Annotated in this window: 14 protein-coding genes; 5 read left to right on the top strand and 9 right to left on the bottom strand. The window is 52.6% G+C overall.

All coding sequences use genetic code 11. The features are described from left to right. Positions 1 to 278: 278 nt before the first annotated feature. From K3169_RS13410 to K3169_RS13400, 3 genes are all read right to left on the bottom strand, one after another. Entirely contained in the window at positions 279 to 773 is a 495-nt protein-coding gene (locus K3169_RS13410) for a GNAT family N-acetyltransferase (RefSeq protein ID WP_263271910.1), read from the bottom strand. Positions 774 to 1,024: 251 nt separating this feature from the next. Beyond that, a complete protein-coding gene (locus tag K3169_RS13405; RefSeq protein ID WP_263271909.1) occupies positions 1,025 to 1,672 on the bottom strand; it encodes an HAD hydrolase-like protein in 648 nt (215 codons plus the stop codon). A 63-nt stretch (positions 1,673 to 1,735) separates the two neighbouring features. Then, a complete protein-coding gene (locus tag K3169_RS13400; RefSeq protein WP_263271908.1) occupies positions 1,736 to 2,248 on the bottom strand; it encodes a GNAT family N-acetyltransferase in 513 nt (170 codons plus the stop codon). A 173-nt stretch (positions 2,249 to 2,421) separates the two neighbouring features. Here K3169_RS13400 and K3169_RS13395 point away from each other — a divergent pair, with 173 nt between their 5' ends. Then, complete coding sequence (locus K3169_RS13395) at positions 2,422 to 2,766, top strand: DUF2314 domain-containing protein (protein WP_263271907.1); 345 nt, start codon at positions 2,422 to 2,424, stop codon at positions 2,764 to 2,766. A gap of 395 nt (positions 2,767 to 3,161) precedes the next feature. Continuing rightward, entirely contained in the window at positions 3,162 to 3,770 is a 609-nt protein-coding gene (locus K3169_RS13390; protein ID WP_263271906.1) for a YwqG family protein, read from the top strand. Positions 3,771 to 4,187: 417 nt separating this feature from the next. Here K3169_RS13390 and K3169_RS13385 read toward each other — a convergent pair whose 3' ends face one another. After that, positions 4,188 to 4,619 carry a LexA family protein gene (locus tag K3169_RS13385; protein WP_263271905.1) on the bottom strand — a complete coding sequence of 144 codons (432 nt, stop codon included), beginning with the start codon at positions 4,617 to 4,619 and terminating at the stop codon, positions 4,188 to 4,190. Positions 4,620 to 4,969: 350 nt separating this feature from the next. Here K3169_RS13385 and K3169_RS13380 point away from each other — a divergent pair, with 350 nt between their 5' ends. Both K3169_RS13380 and K3169_RS13370 read left to right on the top strand, forming a co-directional pair. Beyond that, the gene (locus K3169_RS13380) at positions 4,970 to 5,548 is read left to right on the top strand and encodes a hypothetical protein (RefSeq protein ID WP_263271903.1); all 579 of its coding nucleotides are present in this window, start codon (positions 4,970 to 4,972) and stop codon (positions 5,546 to 5,548) included. A gap of 723 nt (positions 5,549 to 6,271) precedes the next feature. Then, positions 6,272 to 6,745, top strand: coding sequence for a DUF1851 domain-containing protein (locus tag K3169_RS13370; RefSeq protein WP_263271902.1), 474 nt, complete (start codon positions 6,272 to 6,274; stop codon positions 6,743 to 6,745). A 155-nt stretch (positions 6,746 to 6,900) separates the two neighbouring features. On the opposite strand, the gene K3169_RS13365 is transcribed toward K3169_RS13370, so the two are convergent. The 5 genes from K3169_RS13365 to K3169_RS13345 form a co-directional block, all read right to left on the bottom strand. Then, positions 6,901 to 7,830: a YiiG family protein gene (locus K3169_RS13365; RefSeq protein WP_263271900.1), complete on the bottom strand. Its 930-nt coding sequence runs from the start codon at positions 7,828 to 7,830 to the stop codon at positions 6,901 to 6,903. A gap of 229 nt (positions 7,831 to 8,059) precedes the next feature. Further along, the gene (locus tag K3169_RS13360) at positions 8,060 to 9,034 is read right to left on the bottom strand and encodes a hypothetical protein (protein ID WP_263271898.1); all 975 of its coding nucleotides are present in this window, start codon (positions 9,032 to 9,034) and stop codon (positions 8,060 to 8,062) included. A gap of 145 nt (positions 9,035 to 9,179) precedes the next feature. Beyond that, positions 9,180 to 9,482 carry a hypothetical protein gene (locus tag K3169_RS13355; protein WP_027898995.1) on the bottom strand — a complete coding sequence of 101 codons (303 nt, stop codon included), beginning with the start codon at positions 9,480 to 9,482 and terminating at the stop codon, positions 9,180 to 9,182. Positions 9,483 to 9,664: 182 nt separating this feature from the next. Beyond that, positions 9,665 to 9,967 carry a hypothetical protein gene (locus tag K3169_RS13350; protein ID WP_231665975.1) on the bottom strand — a complete coding sequence of 101 codons (303 nt, stop codon included), beginning with the start codon at positions 9,965 to 9,967 and terminating at the stop codon, positions 9,665 to 9,667. A 393-nt stretch (positions 9,968 to 10,360) separates the two neighbouring features. After that, a complete protein-coding gene (locus tag K3169_RS13345; RefSeq protein WP_263271896.1) occupies positions 10,361 to 11,353 on the bottom strand; it encodes a hypothetical protein in 993 nt (330 codons plus the stop codon). A gap of 421 nt (positions 11,354 to 11,774) precedes the next feature. Here K3169_RS13345 and K3169_RS13340 point away from each other — a divergent pair, with 421 nt between their 5' ends. Continuing rightward, positions 11,775 to 13,538, top strand: a complete 1,764-nt coding sequence (locus K3169_RS13340) for a WD40 repeat domain-containing protein (protein WP_263271894.1) — start codon at positions 11,775 to 11,777, stop codon at positions 13,536 to 13,538. The last annotated feature ends 136 nt before the right edge of the window (positions 13,539 to 13,674 follow it).

Raw genomic sequence — 13,674 nt, 5'->3', positions numbered from 1 at the left:
CATTGGTCAACGAATGCAGAGCAGTACATGATCGCACTTACTTAAGCTCAACTCCTTGGTATACGGCGGCGACCCACGGCTGGGAAACTTAATGCTTTTCAACCTGAGAGCATCGCAATATCCCGTTCAAAGTAAGCATCCAGCGAAGTCACCTTCCCAACGCCTGCGTAGCAGACATAAGTGCCTAGCTAAATAAGTGCGTCATCTGTCGTCCGAAGGCGACTGGACCACCAATCGCCAAGGGTCGACTTTCGCAGATGCAGCTAGCGAAGCGCACGTCACTCAAGATCTTTGAGGTCGGTCAGATACACCAACTGCTTGCGCATAGGCACGCATGCCAATTGGAGCCCGGAGGGTGAGTTGTAAATAGCCTGGACGCCTGCGGTGAAGCCACAGCGCTGATAAAAACTTTCAGAATTCAGCGTGGCTTCAAGGTGGATCTCAGCAAGACCCGCCTTTCGTGCTAGATGTTCAAGATGAATGACCATCTTTTTACCTATGCCTTGGCCCATGAACTCCGGTAACACGAAGATTGCCTCCAGCTCCCCGCTCTGGAGATTTATCAGTCCTGTAGCCACAGGAAGTCCATTGACGCACGCCAAGTGATAATCTTTTTCCACCCAGGATCTGTAGTTATCCGTGAGCGGAACGCAAGTCCAAGCCATCACTTGAGCATTCGTGTAAACGGTGCTGCATTGGTTCTGAATTGCCTGAAAGCGGATATCGAATGCTGCCTCAGCATCACAACGCTCAGCTCGACGAATCTGCAACATCTTCACACTCCTGAGATTGGCCATTCTGGACGGAGAATGAAAAAGCCCCGTCCATTCCTGGCGGGGCTTTAGTCAATGCGCTACTACCTACGCGCGCATAACCTCATGGCCCGCCCAAGGCGGTCATCAAGGTGCGCATCATGTTCAGTCGGTAGGTAATAGTCATTGATTTATAGTCTGGGGATTTATCTCAACTGTCAATGTAGCGCAGCGCCTGTGCAGCCAGCCAAGTGCCGAAGCTGTCATACACCTCAGTCTTTTACGAGTGCACCCAGCAAATGAGTCGGTTGCTCGACTAGCTTGTCGGCACCGCACTCGATCAGCTCTGCGCGGGTGCCATAACCCCATAGTACGCCAATGGCAAGTAAACCGTTTTGATGGGCGGCGACAATATCATCGCGCTTGTCGCCGATCATGCAGGCGGATCCAGGACGGATCGCCTCTACCGCCAGCAATGTATCCAGCAAGCGGGACTTGTCGTCCAGTTTACCATCCGGTGAAGTGCCGAAAACGCTTTGGAAATGACCTCTCAGCCCCGTCTCACTCAGAATGCGCTCGGCAAACTCCTGACGCTTAGAGGTAGCGACATATAACGCGTATCCTTGTGTAGTCAGCGAATCAATAACTTGTCTAATTCCCGGATAAGCCAATGATCCAGAGATGCCGTACCGCCCATAATGAGTCCGGTACAACTCGACGCCTTGGTCGATGCGGTCATCTCCATAAGGCATCAGCAGTTGTGCCATTACCTGAGTCATCGGCGGCCCCAAAAGGTGCGTGATTCCGGCAGAGGGCGTGAAGTCGTGACCTAGAGCCCGAACGGCGTGTGTCAGACTGGCGACGATACCTGGTGCTGAATCAACGAGAGTTCCGTCCAGGTCGAAGATTAGAGTTTTCATAGCTTTCCTTTGAAGGTCAGCGGATGGCAAACACGCCCTAACTAGAATGGCCTGGTTTGCTTATCAATCGTATAGGACACGCCATAATGTTTCTCGCGTTGTGGCATCCAGCGTAACCCGTTGGCGATCCATAACCTGTTTCAATCCCTCACCTATATATGCACCCGGCATCGTAAGGAAGCCGTGCTTGCGGAACCAGGGGCCATTCCAAGGAGGCTCACGAAAAGTTGTCAAACTCACCGCTTGAACCCCGAGGCTTTCAGCATGCTCTATGACTGCCGAAAGCAGTTTTGCCCCTATCCCCATCCCTGAAGCACCTGGGCCAACGGAAATATTGTCTAAATACAGAAGCCCGTCCAGCGGTCGCATTGCCGCGAAGCCCATTATTTTATGACTATCGCTATCGAGCGCCACCACGACACGACAGGCCTCAAATCTCACAGGGGTCAACGCAGGTGTGTCAGCGATATGGGCTAGAGATGGAAATGTCCTGTAACGCAGACGAGCCTCTGCCGAGATACGGCATAAATCCGCCACATCCTCAGTACGACTCAGCCGGAAGTAGTAGGTATGCATGCTTTCTATCTTTCAGATTCACTGGATGGGTAGTCCAATTTTACCTCGCACAACTCAGTTCAGCAGTAAACGTGCGAAGGATATAGCTTGCGCGGGGGATCGCTGGCATAACGGCGAGAAATATGGCATTACTCCAGCCGAGTCAAGTCAACATATGAGCTTTTTGAGGGGTTATGGAAGCAACGTTAGCTGACATCGATAGAGATGGCTGGGAGTTAGACGACGCCGAAGCCATCCACAATGAAAACCCTACAAGCTTCTGGCTTCCTCCGAGAGATGCTAGAAATAGCCTTCAAGCACAACAGCTTGTTAAGTTGATTTTTAGAATCGTCACTACCGATGAGCGTGGAGCAGAAGAGGTCAGCGTCGAGCGCATGTGGGTTATCGTCAAGGATCGAGTGGGAGATCTGTATATAGGGCAGCTCGATAACGACCCTTATTGCACTGACGAGATTCAGGCTGGGATGAAGGTCTGCTTTCTGCCAAATCACGTTATCGATATTTATGAAGAGCGATAGCCATGGGGGGAATCGTGGGGAGTACGCTTACTTAGGAGAGCCCCGCGAAGAAAAACCGGAATAAGTAAAATTTCCTACCGACCGATCCCACTAAATCTGTCGGCACCTAAGCTTATTTACGACATTCCCACGGTCATCGGCATGTGCAAGAATTTGAACGCGTCACGGATCACACCCGTTGGCTACTGACGGTCATCAGTAGCAAGCAACCCAAGCACGCTCAGCCTCGGGAAGTGTGTGCAGATTCTCCCTGCGTCTCCCTGGTTATCTAGGCAAATTGCCGTCACGATCACCCTGCCCGGGCAGTCATAGACGCATAGAGTCCGAAGCCTGCCAAACCTCGGGCCGAATGACTTAGAAACTACATAGCAGTCTTAACGGAGGTGGGTAAATATATGATTCTGGTTAAAGAAATTATACTATCTGGTGACCCTAAGGACTCTGGCATTATCATAGGCGGCGGCTCAGTAAATTTAAAAGCTTGGCCCATGAACCCTGATGGAGAAGCTTTAGTGCTGATTGCCACCATAGAGTGCGCCAGCCTGAAGAAAACACACAATTACAGGTCAATCCCCCAAGAAGGCATGCTGTATATTTTTTCAACCTACAGCAGCTCTGATTATTTTCTCGACAATATTACTTACAGCGGCGACACTTCCGAGCTGGAGTCGATATCGAGTGGTTACACTTTAGTAGCCATGAAAGACTCAGAGTCGGAAATTAACAGTCCATACAATATAATCCCGAAAACGAATACAAAATTTAACAACAAAGCGGTACAGGAAGATGAGTACCCCGTATTCTCCATGCTTACGAACACCCCACCTAATGGAGTAAAGCTGCCCCTGGATTTGCTGGAGGAATACGAATTTGTTATGCAGCTTTACTCGTCAGACTTTCCAGAGCCATTTAAAGATATATTTTATTTGACCGATGCTGTTGGGTGTCTTCTCTTGAAAAAAGACGGCTCAGGCAATGGGTTGTTTTTTGTGCACACGGCATAATTAAAACATGGAGTAATCAAAGCGTCTTTTTAGGTGAGTGTCGCTGGATTACCTTAGATGATTGACGCCCCCCAAAGCCATTAACAAATCCCTGACGGCCCCCTCAGTCAGGCGTTGTCTCCTCGTCAAATCTGGAGATGCCATGAAAATATCGCTTACCCTGCATGAATAAAACTCATGCGCTGGCAGCTTGCCGCAATTTCCGTTTGCGTCGCCGTACCCTTGCTCAAGCGGGGCTTCGACCTCGTCTCGAAAGCAGCCGTCTGATCATAGGCGCTAACCTTCACATAATCATCCCCGCATCGACTTGCTGATACCTGCTCCAACTCAACCCAAACGGGGGTTATCTTGGTAGGCAACTATATGTTTCCGGAGGCGAACAGGCCGGTAAAAGCAGCCATCAAGCGCAATCCAGAGTCACAATTTGCCATGAACGCGCACGCTGTGCTTCACCACCCCCCAGATCACCAGGTCGTCGCATTCCATCACGTGCCGTGGTGGATATTTGCTGTTTTCCGAGGTGAGCATGCATGTGTTCTCACGCATGTGCAGCCGCTTGCAGACGGGTTCAGCATTGAGGGCTGCGATGACGATGTCGCCATGTTCCGCGTAAAGGCTGCGATCTACGATCAGAAGATCCCCGGAGAAAATCCCCACCCCCTGCATGCTGTCCTCCTCAATTTTCACCATGTACAGATCGGGTGTCGGGATGTCGAACAATTCATCCAGTGAGATGTGCTTTTCGATGTGCTCGGCAGCCAGCGACGGCAAGCCCTCAGGTGCCTGAAAGGAATAGAGCGGAAGCTTTTCGCCCCCGGCTGATATCGGACCAAGGATGGTAATACTCATGAGACTGACCCTGCGAAGAATAACTGTACATGCATACAGTAACGATCTTGGCGATGTGCAGTCAATCTCATGTGCAGGACATTGCGACGGGTGACACTATGAGTGGAGGCTACTCGGTCTGCGACTCCCTGGATCATTACCTCAGGAAGCCCGCACCACAGCAGGTTATGATCAATGAATGCGATCTCCGGGTGATTGCGCCCAACCACGCCCCCACCACAACCAGGCTCCAAATCATATGACCGGTGGACTCAGCGTAGAAAAGGTTAGATGAGGGCAATGAGAGAAACGTACTCGCCAATGCCATGCTAATTTTTCATTTCGCGCCGTGACGCCAAGGATACCTCCACATGCAATATATATTTTCCGAAGTCCTTAATGACCTGATTGACTACTTCCTGCTCAGTGACTTGCAACTGCTCAAACGTTTCAAGCAAGAGCATCAACTTCCCGATGACCTGGCTAGCGAGTTTGTTTCCAATGAAAGCGGCGACGCGGCCGTTCTTGAAGGTGTCCTCATCCCGCTCATCGGAGTGGAAAACCATCCGTACACGATTGTCTTCACGTTAGCAGGTACCGAACCAGAAATGCCACGGTACGAAGACCGCATCCAGCATCGGCGCGGCGGTTATTCGTTGCGTGTGGAGCACGGCCGCATCCATCTGTATACGTGGCGCATTCTGCAGGCGTTCACGGAGGACAACCTCCATGAGTTGCTCGAGCGTTATCAGCAACCCAACAGACCGACGATTGAAGTCGAGAATGGCTGGTATGAAGTCGAGATACTGGCGGGCGAAATCCTGCGCGATGGATACTTCGAGCCAGCCTTCGAGTTTGTGCTGACCAAGACCGAGCTGCCGGTAGATGCCAGTAAGGTGGATGTCAACTATCGCTTTGAGTTGGAATGGCGCCAGGGCACGGCTGAATAATTGTCTTAAACTGCCGGAGCACCGCACATGGCTGTACTACCAGGAGTGACAGGTCGGTATGCAACCGCTTGATGATTTGCATGGGGACTGCAAATCCGCCTACCTATCAGGCGGGCATACCGATCACCAATAAACACCAACCACAACCGCAAGCAATACAACAGTCATTGCGGCTTCTTTCCTGGAACAGCTCACATAAATCAGAAACTGAGTGAACAAGGCAATTGCCACCGCTAGACCTCTTATACCCCCCCTGTCATTCGAATTATCCTCTATAACGTAATCGGGCCCCATCCAGTCATACTCTGACCCTTGCATAAACGTATAGGTGAGTAGGCAAAAGACAAAAATTCCATACAGAAAAACGCGTATCAACACCCTGACTGCCTTCATGCACACCTCATAAGCCTACTGAAAGAACTCCACCCTCTCATCATTGGGTAGGTGCCGCGACCGTATTCAACACGTCACCACACATTGATTCCACTGCCCTACACACTATGGTAACTTCGTCAGCCATATACTTGGTATAGGCGGTCAGCATATTGAGGACTGTCTTTTATCATTTAACGGTTCCCGCTCCGACTGGAACGGTGTGAAAGTCATCACGCGAGACATGAGATCTGAAGTAATCCGCTAAATCGAGTGTGGCTCTCAATAGTGACGACCACAAAAATTCACAGGCGCGTTCTTGAGATGATGCGCCCAGCTTGAGGTTTCCACTTGGGACTTTTCTCTAAAATATTCGGAAAGCCATCCGAACCAGTTCTCTACACACTCTTTTCGGCTCGCCCCTCAAGCGATCTGGGTGCATGGGCACCCAGCTTCCCGGACCACACTGAGGTTGTCGGTTACTCAAGCCTCGGTCATTTCTTCCTTCGCAGCCCGGACGACCAGGACTATATCGTCCTGCACCCTTTCAAGCGCGCAGCAAAGTCGTATGGAAGTTTTGAGTCAGTCGAAGAGTTTGAAACCGAGATACTGAAAGAACCGGGGTTCGATCTGCACGTCCTGAGGTCGGATCACGTCGCCGAATTATTTCAGCATCTGGGCCCTCTAGCTGAAGATCAGGTCTACATCCCGAAGCCCTACCCGTTTCTCGGCGGCACCGAAGCGCTGGAGACCTACGAAAAAGGTGATGCCTGGGTCTTTATGCAGGTTGTTGCTCATATGCATGGCCTCGACGGCAGCGCCTGAAATGCATAAGGTGGATGAACTGCGCTGAAGAGACTCTTCAGCGCAGTTCTATTATGAGAATACCGAAGCTGAGCTGAGGGCACCCCGCCCAGCCCATTATTCAGAAGCGCCACTCCAAAAATCAAAGCGCGCCCTCCTGCTGCAGTGGACTGGAACTATCGCAGATTGTTTGCCGCCCCCACTGCTGCGTTGTAGGAGTCCATCATCGCTTTGATAGAAGAGTCATGTTTAAGCTCTTTATATTGCCGCATGAAACCGATGGAGTTGGTCAACGCACTTTGCACAATACTCATACTGCTCTTGGTCACAGGATCCTTGTAGTCGATCAGCGACTTGCGCAATTCTTCCAGTGAAGCCTCCAGATTCGGCACTATGGTGTCGGCCTTCGCCACATCCTTCTGACTCATGGCATTTACCATATCGGTCCCGAGCATCAGGCTGTTGAGCGTGTAGTAAGCCGGCATGTTGCCTTCTTTGCGAAGAGCTTCAGCCTCTTCTGCCTGGGCTCGCCGTTGATGACTCGACAGCGCTTGATCCATCTGTCCCAGGCTTTCCATGGCGTCCTCGAACGCTGCTCGAGTCGCCGGATCCTGGGCTTTGCCCTTTGCCAGCTTATCCTCTCGATAGGCGCCACCGTTAAAGTAAGGCGCGATCTCGTTGATGCGTGAAACGACAACAGGCAATGTTTTCAGTAAAGCGTCAGCGGCCGCGTCCGCATCTTCCGATCCTGTGGCAGAAAGATCACGGCCCTGCTTCAGGTCATTGATTGCATCAGTGTAATAGCTGCCGGCCGACGGAGCATGGAACATATCAGTCGGCTTGGCGCGATCAAGTTTCATCTCACCGTATAACCTGATAGTTCCAAGCAGTCCAAAGGTGTCGTCCAGCAAGCGGTTATAAGCTTTCACATACAGGTTGAATTTTTGCTGTTCTACAGCTTGAGCCGATTCCACCTGAGTGGTTGCAGGAGTCTGAGAGTTGCCGGTCGAGTTGGAATTATCACAGCCTGGGAGAGCCAGTATTGCCCCAAGCAGAACACACACAGCAGCAAGTTTATTGAAACGATCAAAAGCTGAGGGAGGCATAACGGGGGTCGTCCTTGAAGTCAGAGAGTTACAGATCTGGCAGTCAGACTGGAATATATCGGCCAGGTTCCACCGGAGAATGACAAAAAGCCATCATCGCTTTAAATGTGATCGTCATAGCCTGCATTAGGCCGATGATTACATTCGTGAATGTTGGGATGAAGCTATTTGCAGCGCGTTGATACAGCTGCAGAAAATATGTTTTCGCCCCTGTCAATGGGTAATCAGTTCACTGCTGAGTACGTTGCTCTAATTCCAGCAACTTAAGGAGTTCTTTGTCATCCAGATGAAAGGCGAGTGCTTCAGGAAGCGGGCGTTCGAAGTCCCTGAGCCCACTCAGTTCGTAGAAAAGATTGTGCTCGTAGAATGCGTTAATTGCTGCGAGCTCCGGAACCAAATCCAGCATCGGCGTTGCATACGTATAGCCCGGTCGTACCCGTCCAATGTACTCAAGTCTCTCGCTGCAATCCGCACATCCTTCATTAACGCCCTTTTCCCACAAGCGGTAGGCATCCAGACGACGTCCTTCCATCCAGGCCAACTGCCCCAGACTCGCGTAGGCCGGGGCATAACCCTGTTTTACCGCGCACTCAAGCATCTGTTTGCCCACAGGATGAAGCTCTTTCGCCTGCGGGACGATATTTCCCCCGACTGATGCCATCGCCTGCGGGCTGCCGCGATCAACGGCGTCAGAAAGCAGCTTGTACATGGCGTCGTAGTCCCGGCCATAAAGAGAGGCTCCATAGCCAGCGACTACAATTGGTACACCCTGTTGAACAAATTCGTTGATTGTATCTGACGCTGCGGCAGCTTTTTCGGGGCTGGCCGGATAACGCAGCGACCAGACACTGTCGAGATATTTGGCTTTCCAACTCCCCTCCTTTATGGCGACAGCGAGCAAATCCTCACGCTTTTTTTTATGCTCTTTGTCCCTCCAGAAGTTTTCGGTTTGGTCCCCTTGCGAGGCGTACTCCACGAGTTGCCTGAAAGCCTGCGCAGCTGCGGTGGACTCTTTCGGCAAAAAATCCGTCTCACTACGGCAAACAAAATTCTTATCTTTAAACTCCGCCAGTAACTGTTTATTAACTGACAACTGGTCTGAACTGCCATACAAGGCAGGAAGGTGGTTAAAGTCTTCTAATTTTTTGTCACAGCCTGAAAGGATCGCCACCATAACCAGCGTAAAAACCGATAAAAATTTCATATTTTCTCTGATGACTTTCTGATTATCGTGAAGGGTATTCTTTAGCGACGTGATCCCTGGATCAGAAATTTTTCATCAATATCAATCCCCGTCGCACGACGCTGTGTTTCTTGACTGCTAATCGCCCGAGCCGGAGTGAAACCGGTCAGCCGAATAAATAATTCGGATACCTCAGTGCAAGAAACCCGGCTACCGTTAGCCCTGCTTGAATCAGCAGCGTCACCGAGAGCCCTTTCGGCCCTCGGCGGACAAACCAGTAAATAGCGTTCATCGCCATTGAAATCAGGTTGGTGAGCCACATGACGGCGAACGAGAAGAGAGACGACGGGACGAAGGCAGAGCTAGGCAATTGCAGTACATAGAGTGCGAATATCGTACCCAGAATCACAGTAGTGATCGAGAGGCAGGCAATCCAGCGGGTAAAACGTAAAACGCCGTGGGATATCATACCGATGTATATCCTTTCCAATTAGCTTTGCCCAAACAACGAATCATCGCTGCGGCGTGGTTCACGCCACTAAAGTCAATTGCCGCAATAGATAAAGCCTTCACTTGCAGCAACCTGGATGCTTCATAGCCTTTGCGTTCATGGCAGCGTGACTGCTACTTCCCGTTCCGGATTGCAACCGCTCAGCCGAAGAAATAATCCCCGAAGAGGGATACAACAAAAGGGGCTAAAAACACCCCTGCTTGAATCAGCAGCGTGACCGAAAGCCATTTCGGTCCTCGGCGGACAGACCAGTAAATAACGTTCAGCGCCATTGAAACCAGATTGGTGAACCACATCACGGCGAACGAGAACAAATACGATGAGACGAAGGAGGAGCTAGGCTTTTGCAGCAAATAGAGTGCGAATATCGAACCCAGAATCACAGTAGTGATCGAGAGGCAGGGCATCCAGCGGGTAACACGTAAAGCTTCGTCGGGCATCATACTGGTGGACTTCCTTTCAGCACTTTGCCCGAATGGGTGAGCTATCGCTGCTGGCAATGGCTTGCTTGAGTAGGTGATAGATCCTTATTGGATCCAAAAAACGTAATCTTACTGAATTCGCCTGAAAAGCCAAGCGCCAATGTTTTTTGGCGCCAGCCACTCTCAGTCTGGTTGACCTCGCCCGGAAGCTTTAACCGATGTTCCTTCCCGCCGGTCCCAACAATTGATTGTTTTAAAACACCCTGCCGCCATCAAGGCAGAGCCCGGTATCCATAGACCAGGATTTCCAGTGCCCAAACCTACTGCGAATAGCGCAATTCCTGTCGCGAACATTATGCGTTCTCCATAACCGATCTGAACTTGATAAGCCTTCGACGGCCATGAGACTCGCCATCAAGGAACCACAATCTCATCATAAAACCACACACCCACTTCGCCATTCGGGCGCACATCCAGAACCTTCCCATCAGCACTCTGCATAACCGAATGATCAGACTCGATGGGCGTTCCCGTAAGCCGATCCAGGGCCTGTGCTTCAGGTGGCGGGCTGAAGAGCAGGTAGCCTTGAAAACTGCTGACTTGAGCGCCGACAGGATAGTGAACAGGGCCGAAATCGGCTGCACTGTTCAATTCACCGCTCCACTTGAGCACATCACCGTCAGGCTTGTTCACGAGCATGCTCAGCCATCTCAGTTCCAGTCCCAGCAGGCGCGTCGGCGTGTCCGTCCTCAGCTCCCAGCTATCGCCCGAGTCGGAAGAGACCGTCAACGATCCCGGCCAGACAATGCCTCCCTGCTTGCTGCCTGGCGCCAGCGTGCAGCGGTTCAAACGCCATTCGGAGAACTTGAAATGAGCGCCGGATGGAAAGCGGAACTCGACCTTGCCCGGCTCACACCTCCAGCCTTGCAAGTCGGTAGCCGCCAATATTTCCACCGTCGCCGAACCATGGTCCTGCCACAGCTCGAGCCAACGCACAGGTATGCCCATGATGTTACCGGGCGTGCGTTCGAAGTCGGCGTGCTTGAGGCTCTGCATGCCGTAAGGCCGCGGAGTACCGCTCAGGTCGTTAAAGGGTTTGACGTCTTCCAGCTGGACCTGCGTGCCAGCCGGCAGCACCAGATCGCCCAGCATCTCTTCACGCTCCAGGCGCGGGTTATGTGCGCGCCAGTCAAGCCATTGGGTAACCCCGATATTGACGTAGGGCACGCTGGCGGCCGCCAGCACTACGAACGTCAAGCCGAACAGCCAGGGCCGCGCCAGCATGGAGCGTCTGTAACGAGGGATAAGAAAAGCCAGCAGGCCGGCTATTAGCAGCCAGAGAAAAACCTGGGAAAAGATGAAGATCATGGAACCGATCATCATGGCCAGGGGATTAATCGGGATCATGGACGTCCTTGTAAACTCATTTCAAATCGCGAAGGATAATCCAGACTGCGGCACTTTCCCACGTGCCGACAAACTAAGTCCTGGCCAATCAAGGAAGTCACTCCGCATGATGCCTGACAGCGCTTGCCGTATTGACTGCCGATTTTTCTGCTCACGAACCCGAATATATTTTTAACTGAATAGCAGTGTCCGAAGCTGGCAACAACGCCGGAATACCAGGGAAGTACAACACATGAAATGCGCAGGATTCTGGAAGTATGCGTTATGGGCTGCGGCGATCGGTTATAGCGGTATGAATAATGCCGCAGCGTTACCCCAGGGCTGGCAAATCCATCCAAGCGCTGCCGAGGACGTCGACAAAGGGCTTCCATCGGCTTTGCAATCGTCGGAGCTGGCGAAAGATGGGCGCAGGCTTGCTGAGGTGCACATCGTCGTGGCCCTGCCCTTCAACCAGGTACTGCCGCAAGTCATCTCTGCGTTGCGACCCCTGGTGCCCCTGGACGAGCGGTCCGGTGTGGAGCCGTTGTCCAAACTGGAGGAAGAATGGGGCAATGTGCTGTTGACGCGCCGTCCTGATCTTGTACGGGAACTGGTCCGACAGTTCGATCTACCCAAGCTGCAACAAGACGTACGCGACGGCGCACTGGCTGAATCAGAGATACCCGAGCGTATTGCCCTTATTGAACGGACTATACGCTTTCAATCAGGCAGCAAGCGCATGGCCCCGCTGACCGAACAGTATAAATCCTGGGTCGGCAGCGCTGAGCATAAGTATGGAGCAACAGGCCGCAGCAGCGGTCGTGTCATTGCCCGCGTGATGCAGCTTGACCCTGTTTTGGGTCGCCCCGCAACCGTGGTCTATTTGACGCGAAATGATGAGTATCCGAATCCCGACGCCGGGTTCTTCGGCCGGATGCGCGAGCTGGCCGAGCTCGACATTTTTCACCCCTCAGCGCCGAAAACCCTGCATCGCAGCATCGTGCCAGGTGAGGTGTTCAGCCCGGTATTCGATGCATTGAGCACGCTGCCAAACGCGAACGTGGAACTTGGCGTGAGCCCGGAGCAATGGCGCGCGCCCCCAAAGCCAGTCTCTTTTGTAACCGAGCCGAAGCTCACCCTGCCGGACACCAAAGCGAAGGTACTCGAGGCGAAAGCGGTCATGTCCATTAAGTCCCCGGATAACTTCATCGTCCTGGGCGATGGCAGCGTACTGATCATCCGCAGTTACCCGCGCGCATTAATGCGCTGGTCGCCTGACGCCACCGGTGAGCTGCGGGAACTTTGGACCTCGACGGAGGAAAAGTCGCACCAGTGGCAGCTGTCGCGCGATGCGAGTGGGCAATCGGGGTATCTGACGACGGGCGGGCTCATTGTGCGCTTTGACGCTAAGACCGGTTCTCTGTTCAAGCACCCCATGGCCTTCGAAAAAACGACCAAACCGGACGACTACATAAAGTATTTCCACGATGGAAACGGCGTGCCGTTACCCTATGACCACAGCCTTAGCGGGGGGCGCGACACGCTCAATGTCTGGCAAGCCAACGCACAGCCGGCTGGCGATGGTACGCCCTGGAATTACACGTTGCGCTTTGCCTCCCCGCGTCAGGACATGATGAAAGGTTCCCTGCGCGGCAATAGCCTGATCAAGCCTGTAAGCTGGGACGGCTTCATGCCCAACACATGGGTCGAAGACGTTTACGGCCTTGCCGAACTCGATGGAAAAACCGGCAAGGTGTTGCGCGTGGTGAAGTTGCCGCGCCGATTGGGCGATGTGGACCGCAACGATGCCACTGGCATGGCACCCTGGGACCCTGCGCCTTTTGGTTCCGTCAAAGGTGGATGGGTCGCGGTCGGCTTTGTATTGGATGAAGGGAAGCAGGTCAATCCCGGTATGCACGTTGTCGACATTGCCAGTGGCAAGGTGCGCTATTCACTGACCTTGCCCGGACGGGACTCGCTCAAAACTGCGGTGGGTTCGCCCAACGGCCGCCTGCTGGCCCTCGGCAGCGGTGGCAAAAACTCTGCAGTGCTATGGAACCTGGAAAACGGTCGCTCAATCACACTGGGAACTGAAGCCTCAGGATGCAAGGAGTTTGAGCAACTGCAATGGAGCCCATCCGGGGAGCGCCTGTGGGGACGTTGTAACAACGGACTGGTCGCCTGGGATGTGCCTTCGACCTGGTGAGTTGGCTTGCCTGGCAGCGGTAGTTATTTTCTGCGCAGGATTTATTGCAGCTACACGCATGGCTGGGAAAAACAGCCATGCGTAGAGTGTTGCAGCCGCGGTGCCGAAATCAGCTGAACTCTACCGTCAATAAGCG

The organism is Pseudomonas phytophila (genome assembly GCF_025643095.1).
Classification (GTDB): Bacteria; Pseudomonadota; Gammaproteobacteria; order Pseudomonadales; family Pseudomonadaceae; genus Aquipseudomonas; species Aquipseudomonas quasicaspiana.
The sequence above is the reverse complement of the archived record's forward strand: the minus strand, read 5'-3'. Positions and strand labels throughout refer to the sequence as shown.

Coding starts and splice junctions, on each gene's coding strand:
- K3169_RS13410 (WP_263271910.1), bottom strand. CDS start 773: ATGTTGCAGATTCGTCGAGCTGAGCGTTGTGATGCTGAGGCAGCATTC.
- K3169_RS13405 (WP_263271909.1), bottom strand. CDS start 1,672: ATGAAAACTCTAATCTTCGACCTGGACGGAACTCTCGTTGATTCAGCA.
- K3169_RS13400 (WP_263271908.1), bottom strand. CDS start 2,248: ATGCATACCTACTACTTCCGGCTGAGTCGTACTGAGGATGTGGCGGAT.
- K3169_RS13395 (WP_263271907.1), top strand. CDS start 2,422: ATGGAAGCAACGTTAGCTGACATCGATAGAGATGGCTGGGAGTTAGAC.
- K3169_RS13390 (WP_263271906.1), top strand. CDS start 3,162: ATGATTCTGGTTAAAGAAATTATACTATCTGGTGACCCTAAGGACTCT.
- K3169_RS13385 (WP_263271905.1), bottom strand. CDS start 4,619: ATGAGTATTACCATCCTTGGTCCGATATCAGCCGGGGGCGAAAAGCTT.
- K3169_RS13380 (WP_263271903.1), top strand. CDS start 4,970: ATGCAATATATATTTTCCGAAGTCCTTAATGACCTGATTGACTACTTC.
- K3169_RS13365 (WP_263271900.1), bottom strand. CDS start 7,830: ATGCCTCCCTCAGCTTTTGATCGTTTCAATAAACTTGCTGCTGTGTGT.
- K3169_RS13360 (WP_263271898.1), bottom strand. CDS start 9,034: ATGAAATTTTTATCGGTTTTTACGCTGGTTATGGTGGCGATCCTTTCA.
- K3169_RS13355 (WP_027898995.1), bottom strand. CDS start 9,482: ATGATATCCCACGGCGTTTTACGTTTTACCCGCTGGATTGCCTGCCTC.
- K3169_RS13350 (WP_231665975.1), bottom strand. CDS start 9,967: ATGATGCCCGACGAAGCTTTACGTGTTACCCGCTGGATGCCCTGCCTC.
- K3169_RS13345 (WP_263271896.1), bottom strand. CDS start 11,353: ATGATCCCGATTAATCCCCTGGCCATGATGATCGGTTCCATGATCTTC.